Source organism: Fibrobacter sp. (assembly GCF_045131395.1).
GTDB lineage: Bacteria > Fibrobacterota > Fibrobacteria > Fibrobacterales > Fibrobacteraceae > Fibrobacter.
In genome coordinates this window covers 330,701-348,994 of sequence record NZ_JBGUQY010000046.1, presented here as the reverse complement: position 1 = coordinate 348,994, position 18,294 = coordinate 330,701, and the positions used below count along the sequence as shown (strand labels likewise).

Annotated in this window: 14 protein-coding genes; 1 reads left to right on the top strand and 13 read right to left on the bottom strand. The window is 43.6% G+C overall.

The annotated features are described in order from the left end of the window. Positions 1 to 25: 25 nt before the first annotated feature. The 13 genes from ACJMNB_RS12685 to ACJMNB_RS12625 all read right to left on the bottom strand — a co-directional run bounded on the left by ACJMNB_RS12685 (position 26) and on the right by ACJMNB_RS12625 (position 16,335). Complete coding sequence (locus tag ACJMNB_RS12685; RefSeq protein WP_405343049.1) at positions 26 to 1,540, bottom strand: lipopolysaccharide biosynthesis protein; 1,515 nt, start codon at positions 1,538 to 1,540, stop codon at positions 26 to 28. Between the two features lie 28 nt (positions 1,541 to 1,568). Beyond that, entirely contained in the window at positions 1,569 to 2,471 is a 903-nt protein-coding gene (locus ACJMNB_RS12680) for an ATP-grasp fold amidoligase family protein (RefSeq protein WP_405343047.1), read from the bottom strand. 4 nt (positions 2,472 to 2,475) lie between these two features. Then, the gene (locus tag ACJMNB_RS12675; protein WP_405343045.1) at positions 2,476 to 3,495 is read right to left on the bottom strand and encodes an EpsG family protein; all 1,020 of its coding nucleotides are present in this window, start codon (positions 3,493 to 3,495) and stop codon (positions 2,476 to 2,478) included. A gap of 59 nt (positions 3,496 to 3,554) precedes the next feature. After that, complete coding sequence (locus tag ACJMNB_RS12670; RefSeq protein ID WP_405343043.1) at positions 3,555 to 4,592, bottom strand: glycosyltransferase; 1,038 nt, start codon at positions 4,590 to 4,592, stop codon at positions 3,555 to 3,557. Between the two features lie 15 nt (positions 4,593 to 4,607). Then, complete coding sequence (locus tag ACJMNB_RS12665) at positions 4,608 to 5,651, bottom strand: glycosyltransferase (protein WP_405343041.1); 1,044 nt, start codon at positions 5,649 to 5,651, stop codon at positions 4,608 to 4,610. Beyond that, positions 5,648 to 6,754 carry a glycosyltransferase family 4 protein gene (locus tag ACJMNB_RS12660; protein WP_405343039.1) on the bottom strand — a complete coding sequence of 369 codons (1,107 nt, stop codon included), beginning with the start codon at positions 6,752 to 6,754 and terminating at the stop codon, positions 5,648 to 5,650. The genes ACJMNB_RS12665 and ACJMNB_RS12660 overlap by 4 nt, the downstream gene beginning before the upstream one ends. A gap of 3 nt (positions 6,755 to 6,757) precedes the next feature. Further along, positions 6,758 to 7,348: a GNAT family N-acetyltransferase gene (locus ACJMNB_RS12655; RefSeq protein ID WP_405343037.1), complete on the bottom strand. Its 591-nt coding sequence runs from the start codon at positions 7,346 to 7,348 to the stop codon at positions 6,758 to 6,760. Next, complete coding sequence (locus tag ACJMNB_RS12650) at positions 7,348 to 8,034, bottom strand: sugar transferase (protein ID WP_405343035.1); 687 nt, start codon at positions 8,032 to 8,034, stop codon at positions 7,348 to 7,350. Before ACJMNB_RS12650 ends, ACJMNB_RS12655 begins: the two co-directional genes overlap by 1 nt. Positions 8,035 to 8,043: 9 nt before the next feature. Then, positions 8,044 to 9,108: an ATP-binding protein gene (locus ACJMNB_RS12645; RefSeq protein WP_405343033.1), complete on the bottom strand. Its 1,065-nt coding sequence runs from the start codon at positions 9,106 to 9,108 to the stop codon at positions 8,044 to 8,046. 160 nt (positions 9,109 to 9,268) lie between these two features. After that, the gene (locus tag ACJMNB_RS12640; RefSeq protein WP_405343031.1) at positions 9,269 to 10,528 is read right to left on the bottom strand and encodes a DegT/DnrJ/EryC1/StrS family aminotransferase; all 1,260 of its coding nucleotides are present in this window, start codon (positions 10,526 to 10,528) and stop codon (positions 9,269 to 9,271) included. Positions 10,529 to 10,555: 27 nt separating this feature from the next. Beyond that, the gene (locus ACJMNB_RS12635; RefSeq protein WP_405343029.1) at positions 10,556 to 12,484 is read right to left on the bottom strand and encodes an OmpA family protein; all 1,929 of its coding nucleotides are present in this window, start codon (positions 12,482 to 12,484) and stop codon (positions 10,556 to 10,558) included. A gap of 45 nt (positions 12,485 to 12,529) precedes the next feature. After that, on the bottom strand, positions 12,530 to 14,467 hold the full coding sequence (locus ACJMNB_RS12630; RefSeq protein ID WP_405343027.1) for a polysaccharide biosynthesis protein: 1,938 nt from the start codon (positions 14,465 to 14,467) through the stop codon (positions 12,530 to 12,532). Between the two features lie 227 nt (positions 14,468 to 14,694). Then, complete coding sequence (locus ACJMNB_RS12625; protein WP_405343025.1) at positions 14,695 to 16,335, bottom strand: FISUMP domain-containing protein; 1,641 nt, start codon at positions 16,333 to 16,335, stop codon at positions 14,695 to 14,697. Between the two features lie 127 nt (positions 16,336 to 16,462). On the opposite strand from ACJMNB_RS12625, the gene ACJMNB_RS12620 reads away from it, so the two are divergent. Next, on the top strand, positions 16,463 to 18,127 hold the full coding sequence (locus ACJMNB_RS12620) for a diphosphate--fructose-6-phosphate 1-phosphotransferase (RefSeq protein WP_405343023.1): 1,665 nt from the start codon (positions 16,463 to 16,465) through the stop codon (positions 18,125 to 18,127). The last annotated feature ends 167 nt before the right edge of the window (positions 18,128 to 18,294 follow it).

The window sequence follows — 18,294 nt, the reverse complement described above, 5'->3', positions numbered from 1 at the left end:
AAAAGTAGTATAATCCCTATCAATATCAACTTTTATTCAATATTTTTTTTACCAATTCTGATGTTTTTTCATAATAAAACACACAATTAACCCCCGTTATTGACAAAATTCCGATTATCGAAACTTTAGCCGCATGCAAGAACCACTCATTATAAGAATTTGGCGAAATCTCATTAACAACACCATAAACTAAAAAAAGAATGCCGAAAAATACCGCAACCGAAATGATGTCCACACAAATATGTTTTACAAAAAAGAATAAACTTCGTTGAACAACATTTCTAGAAACATACCATGCAAGATAACATGTTCTATACACCATTGCAACAAAAGTTGCAACAGCCACACCAACAATCCCCCATTGTATGACTAGCAATACGGAAACGAATAAATTTAAAATGACTTCAATAATGGCACTTAATTGGGTTTGCCTGTAATGACCGACAGCAAGAACAACAATATTGTAAGGTAAACGAATGCAATACATTCCCCAGGCTAAAGTTAATATCATACCAAATAAAGGAACAATGTAATTTACATCAGTTATTCCTTTGGTATAAACCTTAACAAACGGAACAATTAAAACAGCTGTTATCGAAAATACAATAGAAACAACAAAATGCAAAAGCCATTCAAATGAATCAAATTTTTTCCTAAAAAGACTCAAATCACCTTTTGCAAAAATATTTCCTAAGAATGCCTGCATTCCACTAGTAAAAGACATCGTCAAAGAACGAACTCCCACAATAACTAAATTATAAATTGTATAAACAGATACATTCTCAAGTGTTGATAAAAAAGTCAAAACAACAACTCCAGAGCTTTGCAAAACAACAGAAGAAATGTGCTGTGCCAAACCATTCCATTTTTGAGGTATAGCGGTTTTATCAGGTTTACAAGATCTATCAATTCGATACCATCTATTAGCTATAAAGGAAATTGTTAATGGCTGAAGAAGAAAAACGAATGAGGACGCGAATTTAACAACATGCACTGAAAAGCCCAATTTCATCAAAATAACATTCAGTACAAGATTTAAAGATAACGCGATAATTTGCACACATATAGGAACAAATCCAAATTGATCCGAATTAAGCAGCAGGCGATATGTTATACCAAAATAATACTGTGCAAAAGAAGATATTGAAATTATGAGAATCAAACTACCTGTATAAATAAAATCAAATTGCTCATTAATTATACTAGGAAAAAGAACTGTCAAAACAATCGTATAACATAACAAAAGTTTGGCAATATTTCTAAAAAAATGTTCTGCAGAAATAACAATCCGTGATATTTCAGAAGTATCTTTTTGTGCCAAAGGTTTATAAAGAGCAGACTGGACAACTGCCCCTACGCCACATTCTGCAAGTGTAATAAAGCCTAGGAAGTGTGTTATAGAAGAAACCAACCCATTTACAGCACTGCCGTAATATTCTAGAAATAATCTTGGCAAAACGAAACCATACACCATCGTAAAGATTTGCATAAACAAGGCAAATCCAGATGTTAAATGAAGTTTTCGTTTTTGCGAAAGCATAATAACGTCCTATTATTTTAAAGTTTTTTTATAAATTAATCCACGACCCAAATGTATAATCCCATTCTTCCGGCTCAAACGGCACGAAGCCCCCACCACTAAAAAAAGTCATTTCTCCAAAATATATATCCATTCCAATTTCATAAAAATCAACCCGAACATGTGGTATTCCTTTTGACATTTTTTCTGCCAACTCAATCATTTTTTCAAACATTAGCGGTTTATCTGGAACTTTTTTTGCATTTGGATGACCTTTTGTAAATGGCAGATGATTAAAATCTCTATCAAAAAAATCAAATTTTGTTTCGTCAGTCTCATTTTGTCGATCCGACGCAATAAAAAGTGCTTTAACTTCTCCGTTAAAACAAAAAAATTTGTAGTCCTTCAGTTCCCCAAATTCATCCTCCATATACGGTTCCGCAATAATTCTAGGAACTACATTTTTATACGGCCATTCACGACTTGAATAATAATATTCTTGTTTTAAACATGTCCCTATTTTTTTTCTAGCAGAAGCCACATCAAAATTATGTTTGTCTTTTACAATAATTAGACCTCCTGAATCATGTGTACATTTCAAAACAAATTGATTTGGTAATTTTTCAAAATCAATTTCATCAAATTGATTCCACACCCCGATCGTCGGAATAAGATATTGCTTTCCAATTTTATCAGCCACCCATTTTTTTACAGCATATTTATCAACCAACACTGAATAAAGTGGGTTTCTATCATGCAATTTCAGCCATTGCAGTTTTTCATTATATGTTTTAGGATTTTTTAAATTAAGTTTTTCCCCTATTTCAATATAAAACATTAGGTTCAAATACAATTTGTCTGGCAAAAAGAAACCATATTTTCGCAATAAAATTGCAAAAAAAGTTCGCCGATCATTTTTTAAAAAATGAACAATTTTAGTCAATTTACTCATATTATTACTCAAAAATAGACCTATAAGGAATTATATGAAGGTTTGAAGAACTAGACACAAATAAATAATAACCAAAGAAAAGTAAAAAACACATAAACGAAAAAAAGAAAACACGCTCCTTTTTTTCTTTTGCAATCATATTAGATATTAATATAGAAGACATTGGCAAAAAAATACCTATAGCAGCTCTAGAGAAAATAGGAATAAAAAATCCAAAAGCTTGCACAGGGACAGACAACAAAGCTCCCCAAAACAGGGTTGTTTCTATTTTATTAAACACCATTTCTTTTCCATAAAAGAAAAAAATAACAATACATATTAAAGACATAAAAACAAACATATTGTTATACGTCATTCCCGATCCAAGCTCATATGGTTTTCCAAATACAGCAAAAACATTTGAAAAAAAGAAATTATAAATAAATGAATTTGCAACACAGATAAAAATAGAGGCACCAAATATAGCTAAAACTCTTTTATAATTAACAGTCATATTAGACAACCAAAATAAAGGAAGAAAGAACCAAGAGACAACATGAAACTGAGATGCTAAAAAAACCATTCCTAAAAACTTCAAAAATTTTCGTTGTACAATAAAAGGTATTGATAAATAGAGTATTGACACTGCAAGAGATTGTCGCAAAATACAGAACATTAAATTATGCATTCCCAAAGCAATGACAATAGCTAAACTTAGCCATGGAATCCGAGAATATTTAAAAACAAAGTAACAGACAGATGACACGCATACAGCAGCATGAAAAACCAAAAATGCATGAAAACTTAATCCACTAAATCCAAAAAGCCAATTTAGCAAAACAAACCCTGATTCGGCCCCAGCAAGCATTTGCGCATTCGAAAAAGGTCGTAACGATAATAATATTTCCTTAAACGAAAAAGTTTGTAAATAAGAATATTCCCAATCATAGTTATCTAGATCAACGCCTAAGGAATCAGAACGAAATGCAAGAATGGCAAATAATTGAATTCCAATGAGAATTACTGTATATCGGCAATTCTTCAAACACCCCCAAACTAAAACAAATAAATAGTTAAGAATATACACCAACATTAGAAATTCCACTAATCTAACACATTAATCCATTTCTCATATATATTGCTTAGCCTAAAGGATTCAACTTCAACTTTATAATTTTTTTCAAAAAAGGATGCTTTTCTGGTTTTAGATAACATCTTTGCCAATCCATGTATATCGCCTTTAGCAAATAAATATTCTTCATTAAGAAGAGCTTTGGGTCCGCCGCAAGGACAATCAGTAGACAAACATGGTATTCCCAAAGCCATTGCCTCCATTAAAGAATTTGGCAACCCTTCATAATCAGATGATAAAATAAAAATGCGAGCGGATTTGATTTCATCTGCAACATTTTTTGTTGCACCTGGAAGAAAAACTCTATCTTGCAAGTTAAGATCATGAACCAACTTAATCAAATGTTCCTTTAGTGGACCATCACCATATATATATAAATCATCATCTAGCTCATTCACGACCTTAGCAAATGCTCTAATCAATAGTTCATGATTTTTTTGAGGAACAAGTCTTCCTGTCGTAACAAGATTTCTTCTAAAACCATCATATTTCATTTGGAAAAACGTTTCTCCAACAGGATTAAAAATAATACTGGATTTTTTTTGAATTCTTTCAGGAAACCATTTTTTTGCATCTTCAGTTTGAAAGACTACATGATCTGCCATTGGAAAAAGAATTTTCGCCAAAAAACGATACAGTTTGCGGGAATACTCTTTAGAAGGATCATTTCTTACAGATATAATTTTTCTACAGGAGATTCCAATTGATGCTATAAGCATTCTAAAATTAGGTTCCCCCATAAAAGAGACTACAGTGTGAGGCTCTTCTTTTTTCAAAATTTTTCTTAAGCCCCATAACTGTTTAATATTATCTTTCAGGAAATTGCGCTTATTACCTTCAACAAGAACAATTCGTTTAACGCCTTCATCTAGCCGATATTCATTTTCAGCCTTATACGATGTTACGACAATGCATGAATAGCCTTCTTTATTCAACATATTAGCTAAGGTAGAAATGACTCGTTCTGCGCCACCTCTTGCCAGCCACCCTATATAGAACACTATTTTCATCACTGCTCCTTTTTTTTATTTACTCTTGCTTTTTTTATACACCTCTAGGATCTTTTTTTTGTACAGATCATTATCATTATGTTTTAAAGCATTCTCAATGCAGTTGTCATGCATTTGGTTATATAGAATGTTATTACTAAGAATTTTTTTCAAATTAAGAATTATTTCATCATCATTTTCACAAATATATCCATTATTTTCGTTCTTTATAACAGAACTTATACCATCGGTAGGCGTCGAAACAACGGGAACACCTAATGCCAATGCTTCTAGAACACACATAGGAAGGCCTTCCCATCTAGAAACAAGTAACATCACTTTTGAGTCTTTAAGTATTTTATATGGGTTTTCTTGAAAACCCAGTAAAAAAACATTGTTTTCTAAATTATTTTCTTTAATCAGTTTTTCCATTTCACCTTTTAAAGGGCCATCCCCAATAATCGCCGCCTTGAAAGACGGTAAAACTTTAAGCAATTTTTTTGCAACTTCTATCAATCGTTCTGGATTCTTTTGATATGTTAGTCGTCCAATAAAAGTGATGTCATATGAATAAGAATTCACATCGCATTTCATTTTTTCATAAACTTTTTCAACATTTATGACATTCAGAAGAATTGAGCTCTTCGAGGATAGAAATGAATGAAAACAATAACCAGAAAAAGATGTGTCGGAAACCCAAAAGATATGCTTTGCTTTTAAGGCTGCGTAAAAGAAAAGAATACTTTTTAAGTTGATTCTTCTTGAATCGTATGCGTTGTTATGAATGTGGCAAATTAGGGGTATAGATCCGCATGCTAACGCAGCATAAAAAGACGCTCGCATATCATGTGCATGAATTACATCCGGTTTAACCTTGTTTATAACACGTTTGATTTCCCGAACACACATGCTCGAAATGGGCTCAAATATGACATTTCGTTTTTCTAAGACATTCCTTATGTTTCCGTCAAGACTGCAATAGACGCATTCAACATCAGGCCTCATCAAATCAATGATTTGGCAAGCGACATTTTCGGCTCCAGAAAACTTTCCTGTATTTAACAGATGTATTATTTTCATAGTAGTATATCCTTCATATTTGCCAAGACATTTTTTATTCCAAAGTTTTCAATAGCAGCACCATTCCATAAGCCGAACTCTTTTCTTAAATCAGGTGATTCGGTTATTTTTTCAAGAACTTCTTGGACAGCATTTAAATTATCGGGTTTAAAATAAAAACCACCTTTTCCATTTTGAACCAAATCAACATTACCTCTAATTTCAGAGCAAACAATCGGCAAGCCACAGGCCATCGCCTCCATCATAGAAACAGATAGGCCTTCTCGGAACGACGGGAAAACAAACACATCCGCAGCTTTATACAGCTTTAGAGCATCAGTCCTATAACCAAGCAAATGGAATCTATCCCCAACACCTAACGACTTAGCCAATTTCAAGAGTTCATCATGCTGATTACCAACACCGGCAACAGCATAGTGAACATTAGAATTTTTTAGATTCGCTAAAGCTCGTACAACAATTTGGTGGTTTTTATTACAATTTAGTTCACCAATCGAAAGTAACAAAATACAATCCTTGGGAACACCCATTGAAGACCGCATTTCGTCACGATTGCTCTGGATTTCTCTAATTTTTTGCAAATCCACACCAACACCAGGAACATAATATACTTTTGACGCATGCATTTTCTTTTGCGCCAATGCATAATCTTCCTTATTTATAGTAATCAGAACATCAGTATATTTTGCACAAATTTTTTCAACAGGATAGAATAACAGCCAATTCTTTATTGGCGCACCCTTAAAAAAATGAAAGCCATGAGCCGTATAGAACACCTTTGTACCTTGTTTACGCACCTTACGGCAAGCCAATCTCGTAAGCATTGATGCATTCGGCGTATGTGTATGAACTATATCATAATGCCCAGTCTCGATAAGATGCTTAAGCATCCTATATGCAGTCAAATTTTTCCTACTCAACGGAGATCTTGAAAAAGGAATATCATAAATATTACAGCCAATTTCTTTATATACAGGATTTACGGGCTTTAACGCACTAGAACAAGCCAAATCAACAGTATGCCCTTCCTTCATAAGCATTTTTATATGCTCAACAAAAAAAGTCATTGTATTGGAAATTGTTGTTACATACAGGATTTTCATTATTTATTCCTTTGGCAAATATTCAACATAATAATATCCATTATCCAATACTTTTATAACATGAATGTCGTTCACAGCTTTTGTTGACTCAAGCGAAGCATAGTTATCCGGAGAAATCGAACCAAACAAGCGTACATTTAGCAAAGCAATAAGTTTATTCATCACCAGTCCCATCAACTTAGCTATCCCTCTATTTCTCCATCGATAATCAACAATACGACCTCTAAAGCTCTTTCCATTCACAAAGCAGCGTAAAAAGAAATAGCCTACAATCTTTTCGCCATCTAAAACCAAGAAAGTCAAAAAAGCTTTATTGCGAATGATTTTTGCCAGAGTCTTTTCGTCGAATGCATGGGGCTTAAAGAACTCAAAAGATTCTTCGGGTTGTTCCGAAAAGAATTCCGCCAAGGGGGCTGCATCGGCACATTCTGCCATGCGGAGCGTATACTGTCCAGAACATTCCTTCAATATTGCAGGAATTTTATTCAGTGCCGATTTATGGGTCAACGCAAAGACAAAGGCGTTGCCCCATTCTATCAAATTCCAAAGAAATCCGAATCTATCTCGAAGAATGTGAGCTAATTTGTAAAGCATTACCCCGCCTCCTGTATCAGCCGCATGGCTTCGGCCTGGCCCCGGTCATACTCTTCGCGGGTAATCTTGCCAGAAGCAAGCAGGTAGTCGCCAAGATCGGTGGCGGTATCGCAATTTTCTTCGGTAATGTCCGAGCGCTTAATGAACGCCTTGTTCAGCGTAGTGAGGATAATCTTCACGTCCCCCCAGAAGGTAATGTTCTGGATATACTGCAAGTCAAAGGCGATTTTGGTTTCCCAAGTCACGGCGTTACGACCATTGATTTGCGCGAGGCCACTAAGCCCCTGCCGTACGGTATGGCGTTTGCGCTGTTCCGGGGTCATAAAGACCATGTCGCGCACCAGCTGCGGGCGCGGGCCAATTACAGCCATGTCGCCCTTAAGAATGTTGAACAGTTCCGGGAGTTCATCCAGGCTGGTGCTGCGCAGGAACTTGCCGTAAGCGTTCAGGCGAACGTCATCGGGTAGCAACTTGCCCGTAGCATCGCGTTCGTTGGTCATAGAACGGAACTTGACCAGCTTGAAGATCTTTTCGTCTTTACCGGGGCGCGGTTGCGTAAAAAAGGGATTGCCCTTCATTTTAACGGCACCGACAGCAGTGAGCAACACAAGCAACGGGCTCAACACGCATATTGCCGCGAGCGCACAGAAGAAATCGATAGGACGCTTAAAAAAACGAGAATACATCAGTTTTACTTAATTTCCCAAAATCCATTCACCAAAGAACGGATCTTCAAGTTCATAGCCAGTAGTCTTAATCACATATCCCTGTTTCAACAAGCGCTTAATAGAACTGAACGCCGTGCTGGATGGTACAGATCTGTCGGTTAAGGGGTTGTTCCCGTTTGCAAGAGTCAACATTACCTTTCGATCGGTGCGATTCATATTCATCCATAGACGTTCGTAGTCCAAAGAATGTTCCTCCACCTGCCTCTTTATTGCATAAACGACGACATTTTCCGTTATCTTGCCATACACGATGGCATTATAGACTGCTGCCGCAAGTTGCTGCGTATAATAGGGGTGAACATTTGTAAATTTCAATATTTCCTCGGTAATGGAGGCCTTCTGCGAGGCGGGCATCCTGGGCAGGCGACATTCGACATAGCTATAGAAATCGTCGTACGGGATTTTTTTCAGGTTCATGCGTTCGCCAAAATGGAAGAACGGAGACTTTTTCTTTTCGAATATTTCCTCCATCATGGATTCCTGACTCCCCATGAATATGTAGTTCAGCCCTTTCTGCCGTTGCATAATAGCACGCAATTGTTTCGAAAGAGTCTTGTCGATAGAGTTTACCTCCTGAAACTCATCGAACACCACAATGAGGCGATCCTTTGCAGAAGACACCTTTTCCAACAAATCAAGGGAATCTTCCAACATCACAGAAGCTTTTCCCACCGAAGGCACAAAACTCACGTCCATGCCGTCAGTCACCGGATTGTACGAAAGCGTAGGCACGACTCGAAAATGTTTCATGAAGTGTTTTATCTTCTCGAACTTATGCAGTCGAAACACCTGACGCAAAATTTGAGCAGCCAGGTCTTCCACATTCAAGACCTTCATAAAATCTACAGTAATAGACGGGCGACCAATTTGTTGCAACGCCTTAGCCACCAAACTACTTTTACCAAACCTGCGCGGAGATATCAGGACAAGGTGATTCTCGCTATCCAGCATCTGCTTAATCTGTTCCAACTCATTCACGCGGTCCGTGAAGAATTCATCTTCTACGATTGTGCCGAATTTAAAAGGATTCATTGACTCTCCAGCGCAAAACATCCATTGCGAAAATTTTCGTTGCGAAAAAATTCGCATCATAATGTAATATAATTTATTTACTCCCTTTTCGCAACATGGTCATATAAAATTTTGACAAAAAGGACGAAGATCCCCGCCTGTGCGGGGAAAACAATGCAGGTTACTTGAAGCAATCCCGAATCGTCTGGATAATGGCGTCCTGTTGTTCGGGAGTCATCTTGTTGTCGCTGGGCAAGCAAAGGCCACGGGCAAAGATGTCCGCCCCCACATCTGTAGATTCGCCAGCAATATAGGCGTTGGTACGGGCACGGCCGTTCCCCTGAGCCGTAATAAAGGCATGGCTACGGTAAATGGGCTGCATGTGCATGGGTTTCCAAACAGGGCGGCCTTCGGCGTTCATGGCGAACAGCTTATCCAGAATTTCCATGGGGCAGCTCTTGCCCGCTTCGTGCACATAGAGGGAATCCGTTTCGCCACGGACCTGCTTGCACATGGCCTCTTTATCTATAATCAGGCAGCTCAGCCAGAAGTTCGGTTCGCTGTTCTGGGCATCGTAGGGGTTCATGGCCACCGGGAGGCCCTTCAAGCCTTCCTTGTAGCGCATGTAAATGGCCTTTTTCTGGGCAATATGTTCTTCCAGGTACGGCATCTGTCCACGGACCACGCCCGCAATCACATTGCTCATGCGGTAATTGTAGCCAATTTCTTCGTGCTGGTACCAGGCGGCAGCTTCGCGGCTCTGGGTGCTCCATTTACGCACCTTTTCGGCATCTTCTTTGCTGTCGGTCAAGAACATGCCGCCGCTAGAACCGGTAATAATCTTGTTGCCGTTAAAACTGATGGCGTTAAAGTCGCCCAAGTCGCCCGTCTGCTTGCCCTTGTAGCTTGCTCCAAAGCTTTCGGCAGCATCTTCGATAATCAAGGCGTTGTGCTTTTTGCAAATGGCGCGGATCTCATCCACCTTGGCAGGGGTTCCATACAAGTGGACCAACACCACCAACCTGACATCGGGGTAAATTTCGAAAGCCTTCTCCAGCGCCACCGGGTCCATGTTCCAGGTGTCATATTCGGTATCGATGAACACGGCTTCGCCGTTTTCGTAGGCCACGGGGTTCACGGTAGCGTCAAAGGTCATGTCGCTGCAGAACACCTTGTGGCCACGCAGGGCCCCCTCGCCCACCTTGGGCATGCCATAAAGGGCTTCGCCGGCAAGCTTGGTACAAAGGTGCAAGGCCGCCGTTCCGGCAGAAAGGGCCACCGCGTACTTGCAGCCCACCTTGGCTGCAACCAGGCTTTCGAGTTCATTGATGTTTGCACCTACCGTGCTCATCCAGTTTGTCTCGTAAGCCTCGGTCACGAACTTGATTTCGTCACCGTGCATCGTGGGGCTTGAAAGCCAGACCTTTTTTTTGAATCGCATTGTTTACCCCATCCTTCAGCCGTGTCTTTATTCGTCTTTGTAGAACGGAACCAGTTCTACGCGGCGGTTCTTGGCACGACCTTTCTTGGTACTGTTGTCGGCAATGGGCTTGTGCGGTCCATATCCCACGGCGCGGACTCGGTCTACCTTGATGTTCTTTCGAATCAGGTAGTCCACCACGGCCTGGGCACGACCCTGCGACAAGTTTTCGTTGTATTCCACATCGCCCACATTGTCGGTATGGCCTTGAATTTCAAGGTTCACATCGTCAAAGCTTACCATCAAATATACGATATCGTCTAGGGTCTTGTAACTGGACTTGGTCAAAATCGTGGAACCATTCTTGAAGTTGATCCCCGTTTTGAGCTTATCCAGGTCCTGTTTCTTGTTAACGGGGCAACCATCCTTGTTCACCTTTACGCCGCGCACCGAGTTCGGGCACTTATCCAGGTAATCCGGAATGCTGTCCCTATCGAAATCCAAGGGGCAACCCGTGGTATCGACAGTCGCATTTGCAGGGGTCAACGGGCAAAGGTCACGATTGTCGGCAACGCCGTCGCCATCTTCGTCCTTGTCACAACCCACGGAATCCACACCCGTATTCGGGCGGGTATTGGGACACTGGTCCATGTAGTTCGGCACGCCATCCTTGTCAAAGTCAAGGGGGCAACCGTCGCGGCCCACAGGAGCGCCGGCAGGAGTATCGGGGCACTTATCCTGCAGATCGGTCACGCCGTCATTGTCAAAGTCCTTGGCGCAACCCACAGAATCCACTTCGATACCCTTTTCGGTACCGGGGCAAACATCCAGCGAATCAATAACGCCATCGCCATCGGCATCCCTAATGGTGTCGGTCACCACCACCGTGTCTACCCTAAACAGGGTATCGGTCTTGAACAGGGTGTCGACCTTCGTCATTTCCGAGGTGCAATCGAGTTCTTCCACCTTGTCGAAGAATCCAAATTTCCAGGTCAGCACCCCCGTCAGGGCGTAGGTAACCGTAGGCGTATAACCATACTTCCTGTGCACACCCTTTTCGTCGGTGTAACCGATGGTATAGGCGTCGATATTCGACATTTCCTTGTCGCGGTCGTAACGGTTCCTGAGCATACGCACAGAAAAATCTATACCACCAGAAAGTTCAATGTTCCAGGGCAAGTGCAGCCTTAAACCGGGGGTCAAGAGCATCGGGTCTTCCATGATGTCAATGGGCATGCCGTTGTCTTCTACACGGAACTCACCACTGAATTCAACAAAGGGGGTCGCCCAAGAAAACACATCCCAGTCCAGACCGGTGGCATACACCATGGTATTGGCACCTTCGTTGGCATAAACGAATCCGGCACTGGCGTTCCAACGCAGGGGAACGTTCACGCGGTTAAAGTCAAAGGTCATAATTGCGGTCATGCCGACCACCACTTCATGGGCCGTATAGGGGTTGGTTTCGCCTCTGCCATGGATATACCATGCATGGCGGGGGCGGGCACCCATAGAGCGTACGCCAATGGGCAAGTACAAATTGAACTGGCCGGCCAAATTGAACACGCTGGAATCACCAAAGGGGACGCGGGTTTTCATCCACAAATCCAAGTCGCCCTGTCTGATTTTGCTGGCCGCATCCCAATGGTCATGGGCATAGGCCATGTCGTAGTTGATATTTACAACCGCACCGATGTCTACATAGTCCGTAAGGCCTATAGCCGCAAAGACATTTCCCGTTGCAGAAATCTTGCGGTGTTTAAAATGCTTGCTTTGACCGTCATCGTAATATACACCGCCACGGGTAAGGGCCCAGGGGTCAAGCGTAATGTTACCACCGGTACCGGCCACCACTTGCCATTGACCCACGGTCTTCGTGTTAATCTGGTGAATACCGTCGCTTCCGCCCGCAAGGCCCGACTGAGCAAACGCTACAGCGGCGAATAACAAGACATAAGCCAAGACAATTTTTTTCATAAAAAGACCCTAAAAGTGTTTAGCCAAATTTAGAAAAACGCCCCTCTAGTTCCTAGGTAGTATTTTTGAATTAAACTCTTCGGGCGTGGTAAAGGTGGGCACAATTTCACGCAAGGTATTAACAGCCAATTCCACATCGTTCTGCCGTGCGGCATCGCGCAAGTGGGCCAACTGGGCAATAAACTTGTTGCCATCGATCTCAATCTGGCGACCGATAAAAATAAGCTTGTTTTGCGTCTTTTGCAAACCTTCCTCGTCCATCAAGAGTTCTTCCTTGATTTTTTCGCCAGGTCTCAGGCCCGTAAACTTGATGGGGATTTCTTTGTACGGAACCTTGCCGTACATGCGAATCAGGTTCTCGGCCAAGGTCACAATCTTCACCGGTTCACCCATATCCAGCACAAATATCTCGCCACCGTGGGCAATACTGGCTGCTTCCATCACCAGGCTCACCGCTTCGGGAATCGTCATAAAGTAACGGATAATGTCGGGGTGGGTCACCGTCACGGCACGGCCCTGCTCAATCTGTCTTTTGAACAAAGGAATCACGCTACCGTTACTGCCTAGCACGTTGCCAAAGCGGGTGCATACAAATTCAGTTTCGCTCTTTTTCTGCTGGGCAAGGTACTGCACAATCATTTCGCAGCAGCGCTTAGAGGCACCCATAACATTGGTGGGGTGCACAGCCTTGTCGGTACTGATCATCACGAACTTGTGCACCTTATGGAACATCGAGAGGAAGGCCACATTGAAAGTTCCCATCACGTTGTTCTTGATAGCCTCCATGGGGCTATGCTCCATCAGGGGAACATGCTTGTGGGCGGCCGCATGGAACACCACATCGGGCTGGTAGGTCTTGAAAATGTGGTTCATGCGCTGGTAATCGCGGACGCTGGCAATCAGGGTCACCAAATTCAGGTTTGCGCCATGTTCCATGACCATTTCTTGCTGAATTTCATAGGCGTTGTTCTCGTAGATATCGACAATAATCACCTGCTTGGGGCTGTATTTTGCAATCTGGCGGACCAGTTCGCTACCGATACTTCCGCCGCCGCCCGTAACCATGCAGACTTTGCCTTCGATAAAGTTGCGCACATCGCTATTGTCGAACTTGACCGGTTCGCGGCCCAACAAGTCTTCTACGTTAATATCGCGGATCTGGCCAATAAAGTTGGTAGAGCCATCCCCCACGCTAGAGGCATCCAAAAGCGAGCCGATAAAGGGAATCACCTTGACCGGGAGCCCCGTCTTGTTACAGATATTCAAAATGAAATGGCGATCCTTGGGCGGGCAGCTAGGAATGGCAAAGATAATCAGGTCGATTTTTTCTTGTGCGGCAATGCTGGGAATATCTTCGGAAGAACCGACAACGGGGATGCCACTATAAACCTTTCCGATTTTACGACGGTCGTCGTCAATCAGGCACACCGGCAAAAGCGCAATGGCTTCGTTCTTTTTCGTTTTGTAATCCAGGCGGTGTTCCTTGATTTCGCGAAGCAAGATTCTGCAGGCGTTTCCGGCACCGACGATCATGACGCGCTTTCCGGGGCCGTTTTTACGGGTCTTTGCAATGAGTGCGTCAAGCATGTTCTTGAACAGGTAACGGAACAGGCAGATACCCACCATTGCGACAAAGCCATGCAAAATGGAAAATTCCCACGGGGCATGGCCGCTGGCCAAGTACATAAAGATGTCGCTGACCAAGATACCAAAGACAACGCCCTTAATGCAGCACCAATAATCTACGCCTTTAAAGTAGCGCCAAAGCTTATTATAAACCCCGAAATACAGAAGGCTACCAAAACAGCAACCCACACTGAGCACGATCGTCACCAAGAGATCAGGTCTCGCGATTCGATCGGCAAACAGGGGCAACGGGAAGTTCGCGATAAGAGCAGCCATAGCGACGATAAAACCATCGGTAATGGCTAGCACGCGTTTCCGCGCCCTGAAATTAATGAACAACCTTCTTATAACTTTCATTTTTTCATTTGGGGGTTGTAAATGTAATAAATGCTCCTATAAATTTTATATTTTTTTTACAATAAGGAAAAAAAACAGCTTTTTACAACATTCCACATTGGAATAAGTGATACTAATTACTACAGTTTATTACAAATAACATACATTTAGACAAAGGAAAAGGCGGAAACAGACAAGTTTCCACCTTTTTTTGCTCTGAATTTTACCGATTAACTAAAAAATTAGGCTTAATAGTCCATGACGCAGCGGATATTGGACGAATTGTGATAGTCGCCGGAGTCTGCAGAAACGACTTGGAATCCATAGAAAAGGGTTGGGGAGAAGGTACGCTTCACGATAAATTCATAATGGCTCGTGCTGTAAACCGTGTCCAAAGTGAACGTCCTTTCGGGAACTTCTACAACCAGCGAATCTGCCATTTCGAGGGAATCTGTATTGATTACAACCGAATCCGAAACGGCTAGCAGAGAATCTACAGGCACCTCGGTAGAATCCTCTACATAGATCGTATCTATCCTGACACTATCAACCGTCAACTCGTTGCTCGACCAGAACTGAGCCGTACTGCCGGAACCCGCTTTCTGGTATCCGTCGTAATCCTTGTCGGTCGCCACCACCGTGAAACCGGTCGCATTGGTGGGGCTCATTATCGTGGGGTTCCAAACTCCGTCCTGAGCCAACAAATCGCCCGTCGACGCCGCAGTGGCAAGCAGGTCATTCCATTCATCGTTGGAGGGCAGGTGCCAACCATCGGGACATGCGCTGTTCTTTTGTGCGCTGCTATACGTCAGCCCCACCTTATAATAATAGACCGTGTCCTGTTGCTTGTTGAGGAACGTGTTACAAGAAAGGTAGGAATCGCAATAGGAATAGGTATTGAAGTAGTATCTCAAGTTTTCGGTCATCCAGGTGTAGGTACCGATTTTCAGGTATCCGTAGACGTTGCCGTCGCGTTCATCGGTAAAGTAGCCATAGTCAAGAGCTTCGTTGAAGTACACCTTGGCACCCTTTTCAATATATTTCTTGACAGAATCGGCACGACGTTCAGCTTCTTCCTGAGCCTTGACCTCTTCCAAATGAGCTTCATACTTTTCCAAATACGATTCATAGGCCTTCACGGAATCAGCATGGGCTCCCTGAACGCAACGAACAAACCTCAGGTTCGATTTTCCGGCAAAGTCAGCCTCTACCGGCTTGCTGGCGCTGAAATCGATCTTATAACAGACAGCCGATTTGGAGTTGGATTCATACTTGTAACCATGATCCGTATTGATGCGGATTCCGTTGGCAGGCGTACTTGTCCAGTAGTATTTCGCCTCCTGGCTCCACATTTTTTCGCCCAGGGAACAGTAACTGACCGAATCGCACATCGTCGACACAAAGCCCCAGAATACATCGTATTCTTCCATGGTGGGCAGATGCCAACCCGGCGGGCACATTCCGTCGTTATAAGTGCTATCCATGAACGTATTGTAGTCCATCGCCTGGTCGTAGGTATAACCGAGCGCCGGATCAACATTTTGCGTTTGCGCGGCACTGACGAGCCCTGCGAGCGCAGGATACGCAACCACGTCTAAGGACGACCAGTTCGAATAACCGGTCTCGTATTGGGCATATTTTTTCCAGAGTGGGTTTACGAATTCCAGGTCTTCGGCCATCCACAACTGGTCTCCCACCCGGATTGTCTTGTAGGTCTTGTCGTTACGGGGGTCCACCATGGAACCCATCGTCAAGAAGCCCTCTGTCTTTTTTTCGTAATCGTAGCCGTTGTCATCGGAATTGCCGTTGGTGCCGCTGTCGCCGCCGCATGCAACAAACAGAGTCGCCAGGCAAATGCCCAGCCCGAGAGAAAGAACTTTTTTATTCATCGTTTCCTAGCCTATTTTTTTGTATACGGTTATAATATAGCAAAGAAATTACTATATTATGGGCGAATTTTTTAACCCAAGCCCGGCTCGTCTTTTCGACAGCGGGAAAAATCAAAAGGAAGAAACAATGGCTGACAATCTGTCCGTCCTCGGCAAGGCTCGCAAGGCCTACCAGCCGAAACTCCCCGCCGCTCTCCGCGACGGTGCTCTCAAGGTCTCTCTCAACAAGGGTAAGGCTACCGAATCCGTCCGCGACCAGGCCAAGATCAAGGCTCTGTTCCCGAACACCTACGGTGCACCCTACATTTCCATGAAGAAGGCTACCAAGGCTGCTGCCGGTAAGGCCCTCAACGTGGGCGTTGTTCTTTCCGGTGGCCAGGCTCCTGGTGGACACAACGTGATCGCAGGTATCTTCGACGGTATCAAGAGCATCAGCAAGAATTCCAAGCTCCTCGGCTTCCTCGGCGGTCCGTCCGGCCTCGAAAACGGCAAGTTCATCGTGATCAACGAAAAGATCATGGACTCATACCGCAACACTGGTGGTTTCGACATCATCCAGTCCGGCCGTACCAAGCTCGAAACTGAAGAACAGTTCAAGAAGTGCATGGCTGTTGCCAAGGCTCAGAAGCTCGACGCTATCGTGATCATCGGTGGTGACGACTCCAACACCAACGCTGCTGTTCTCGGTGAATACTTCCAGGCCAACGGCGCTAGCTGCGTGGTTTGCGGCTGCCCGAAGACCATCGACGGCGACCTCAAGAACGAATACATCGAAACCTCCTTCGGTTTCGACACCGCTGTCAAGACCTATTCCGAACTCATCGGCAACATCATGCGCGATGCCAACTCCGCTCAGAAGTACTGGCACTTCATCAAGCTCATGGGCCGTTCTGCTTCTCACATCGCTCTCGAAGCCGCTCTCCAGACTCATCCGAACATCTGCTTGATCTCTGAAGAAGTCAAGGCCAAGAAGATGAAGCTCAAGCAGGTCATCAAGTACGTTGCAGACATCGTTGCTGCCCGTGCTGCTGACGGCAAGAACTTCGGCGTCTGCCTCATTCCGGAAGGCCTCCTCGAATTCATCCCGGATGTTGGCGTGCTCATTTCTGAACTCTCTGAAGCCCTCGCCCACCACGAAAAGGAAGTCGAAGGCCTCGACACCGCTGCTAAGGTTGAAAAGCTTTGCAACTGGATCTCCAAGGCTTCTGCTGAAGTCCTCAAGAGCCTCCCCTCCACCACTCAGGGCCAGCTGATGCTCGACCGCGACAGCCACGGCAACGTGCAGGTTTCCCTCATCGAAACCGAAAAGCTCGTTATCGAAATGGTGAAGAAGGAACTCAAGAGCCGCAAGAACTTCAAGGGTAAGTTCTCCGCTCTCAACCACTTCTTCGGTTACGAAGGCCGTTGCGCAGCTCCGTCCAACTTCGACGCTGACTACTGCTACAGCCTCGGCTACACCGCTTCTGTGCTCGCCTTCAACAAGATGAACGGCTACATGAGCTCTGTGCGTGACCTGACCAAGGGTATCGAAAAGTGGACTGCCGGTGGCATTCCTATCACCATGATGATGAACATCGAACGTCGTCACGGTGCCGACAAGCCGGTGATCCAGAAGGCTCTCGTGGAACTCGACGGTGCTCCGTTCAAGTTCTTCGCCAAGAACCGCGAAGTTTGGGCCAAGACTGAATCCTACACCTATCCGGGTCCGATCCAGTACTGGGGTCCGAGCGAAGTTTGCGACGTCACGAACTTCACTATCAAGCTCGAACGCGGTGCTATCAAGGTGAAGTAATTTGTTTTTTAGGGGCATCTACTTCGTTGCCAAAGTCCTCACGTACGACTTGTACGCTACGGACTTTGAGCGCCTCGTATCTGCTCCCTAAAATTCCAAATTCCTAAACTCTTTTTCCCTGCAATCTTTGCAGGGATTTTTTTATTTGCGACAAAGCGTCGGCCAAG